Annotated in this window: 2 protein-coding genes; one reads left to right on the forward strand and one right to left on the reverse strand. The window is 73.8% G+C overall.

Annotated features, from left to right (window positions below; translation table 11 throughout):
- The coding region (locus SACHA_RS22585; RefSeq protein WP_019811347.1) for a hypothetical protein at positions 1-905 on the forward strand (905 nt) is incomplete at its 5' end.
- Between the two features lie 16 nt (positions 906-921).
- Here the strand turns inward: SACHA_RS22585 and SACHA_RS0115965 are convergent.
- The coding region (locus tag SACHA_RS0115965; RefSeq protein ID WP_083935878.1) for a gamma-glutamyltransferase family protein at positions 922-2,479 on the reverse strand (1,558 nt) is incomplete at its 5' end.

The following is a 2,479-nucleotide window of genomic DNA, read 5'->3' on the forward strand; positions in this document are numbered from 1 at the left end:
CACCGGCGGGACAGCCGGTCACCCCGGGGCAGCCGGCCCAGCACCCCGCCTCCCCACCCGCCGGGTTCGCCGGCCCGCAGCAGCGACCGTGGAACGCCGCTCAGGAGGATCCGGCCCCGCCGTGGGGCGGCGAGTCCTTCCCGCCGCTGACACCACGGACCAGTTCCGGGTGGGCACCCACCCAGGGCCCCGGGGCGTTCGACGAGCCCGGACCGCCGGGCACGGGCAGGCGGATCGCCCTGTCCGCGCTCGCGGTGGTGCTGCTGGCCGGGGTCGGCCTCCTGGTGTGGCTGCTGGTCTCCGGGGACGACCCGGATAAGGGGGGCCGCGCCCAGGAGCCCGGGAGGATGAGCCGGATCTCCAGCGCCCCACCCTCACCGACGAGCTCGCCGCTGCCGAGCCCACCACCCGCGAAGCAGACACCGACCGACAACCCCTCGGCCCTCATCGACCTGCCGGGGGAGACCCGCGACGGCGGCGGCGAGTTCGACCGGGAGACGGTGGTGGACAGCAAGGTGCTCCCGGGGTCGTTCGCCGAGGCGCTGCTGGACACCGACATGGGCAAGGGCCTGCTCCGGACCACGATCGTGGACGAGGAGGTCACGATCGGCCTGTACGCCATCGAGGTGGGCGACCAGGCCGAAGCGGTGTCCATGGTCGAGGAGTACGGCAAGACCCAGGTCAACGGCAGCATCCCGCCCGCACGCGAGTTGTCCCTGCAGGGTGTGCCGGCCTACGCCTCTCCCGACGACGGCAACAGTTTCTACCGCACCGCCTACGCGCTCTACGACCGCGTGATCGTGCTCGACGTGTTCGGTGATGATCCGGACCGGGTGCGGGAGATGTTCGTGGAGATCCGCGACGAACAGGTCGCCCACGCCCCGCCGTCGACGACCGACTTCTGAGAGCCCGGCAGCGGGGTCAGCGGCCGACGGCGTAGCCCTGCATTCCGCGCGGATTCGCCGCCGCGCGGAGCAGGCCGGTGGCGCGGTCCCGGGAGACCGCCGAGAGCCGGCCGAGCGACCACGGCCCCGCGTCGACGACGTCGTGCCCGCGTTCGGCGAGCTCGGCGAGCGTCTCCGCGCCCAGCCGGGACTCCACGACCAGTTCCCGGGGGTGCCACGCCCGCGGGTGGAAGGAACTGGGGAACGCCGTGGTGTGCCAGGCGGGCGCGTCGATCGACTCCTGCAGGTTGTACCCGCCGACCACGTGGGCGAGCCAGAAGCACAACTGCCACTGGTCCTGCTGGTCACCGCCGGGGGTGCCGAAGGCGAGCGCCGGTTCCCCGTGATGCAGGGCCATCGACGGTGACAGGGTGATCCGGGGGCGCTTGCGCGGGGCCAGCGAGTTCGGCAGCCCCTGTTCCAGCCAGAACATCTGCGCCCGGGAGTCGAGGCAGAACCCGAGCTCCGGGATGGTGGGCGAGGACTGCAACCAGCCGCCGGACGGGGTCGCGGAGATCATGTTGCCCTCGGCGTCCACGACGTCGAGGTGCACCGTGTCGCCCCGGGTTCCCCCGGCCGGGTCCACGGTGGGCTCGCCGACCGCCCCGCCACCGGCGGTCGCACCCCGGGTACGGGACAGCATCTCCGGCAGCCGCGGGTCCGGACCACCCGGCCGCAGCCGGTCGTCGGCCTCCTGCCCGACCAGCGCACGGCGCCGCGCGGCGTACTCGGGGGACAACAGCCCGGCCAGGTCGACCGCGGTGTCGCCGTAGTACGCCTCCCGGTCGGCGAAGGCGAGCTTCGCGCACTCGGTGGCCAGGTGCACCGTGGCCGCGTCCGGGACACCGTCGCGGAAGGTCAGCTCGTCGCGGAACCCCTCCAGTAGCCGGAGCTGCTGGGCCAGCACCGGACCCTGGGTCCACGCCCCGCACTTGACCAGGCTCCACTCCCCGAACTCACTGATCACCGCGTCCTCGTAGGTGGCCTCCCACCCGGCGAGGTCGTCGGCGGTGAGCAGACCCGCGTGGTCGGCGCCGGAGTCGTCGCGGAACGCGCGCCGGGCGAAGCCGTCGATCGCCTCGGCGACGAAGCCGTGCGACCACGCCCGGCGAGCCGCGTCGATCTGTTCCTCCCGCCCCCGACGGGTCTCGGCCTCGGCGAGCAACCGCTGCCAGGTGCGGGCGAGCGCGCGGTTACGGTGCAGCGACCCGGGGGTGGGCGCCTCGCCGCCGGGCAGCCACAGTTCCGCGGACCCGGGCCAGTGGTGCGTGAACAGCCCCGCCACCGCGTCGATCGTGTCGGTGATCCGGGAGACGACGGGAACGCCCTTCCACGCATACGAGATCGCGTACTTCAGAACCTCCCGCAGGTCCCGGGTGCCGTGGTCGCGCAGCAGCAACAGCCAGGCGTCCCACGCACCCGGCACGGTCGCGGCGAGCGGACCGCTGCCGGGGATCAGATCGAGCCCGAGACCGGCGAAGTGCTCCGGGGTCGCCGCCGCCGGGGCCACGCCCTGCCCGCACAGCACCCGGGGC

This window comes from Saccharomonospora halophila 8, from assembly GCF_000383775.1.
GTDB classification, from domain to species: Bacteria; Actinomycetota; Actinomycetes; order Mycobacteriales; family Pseudonocardiaceae; genus Saccharomonospora; species Saccharomonospora halophila.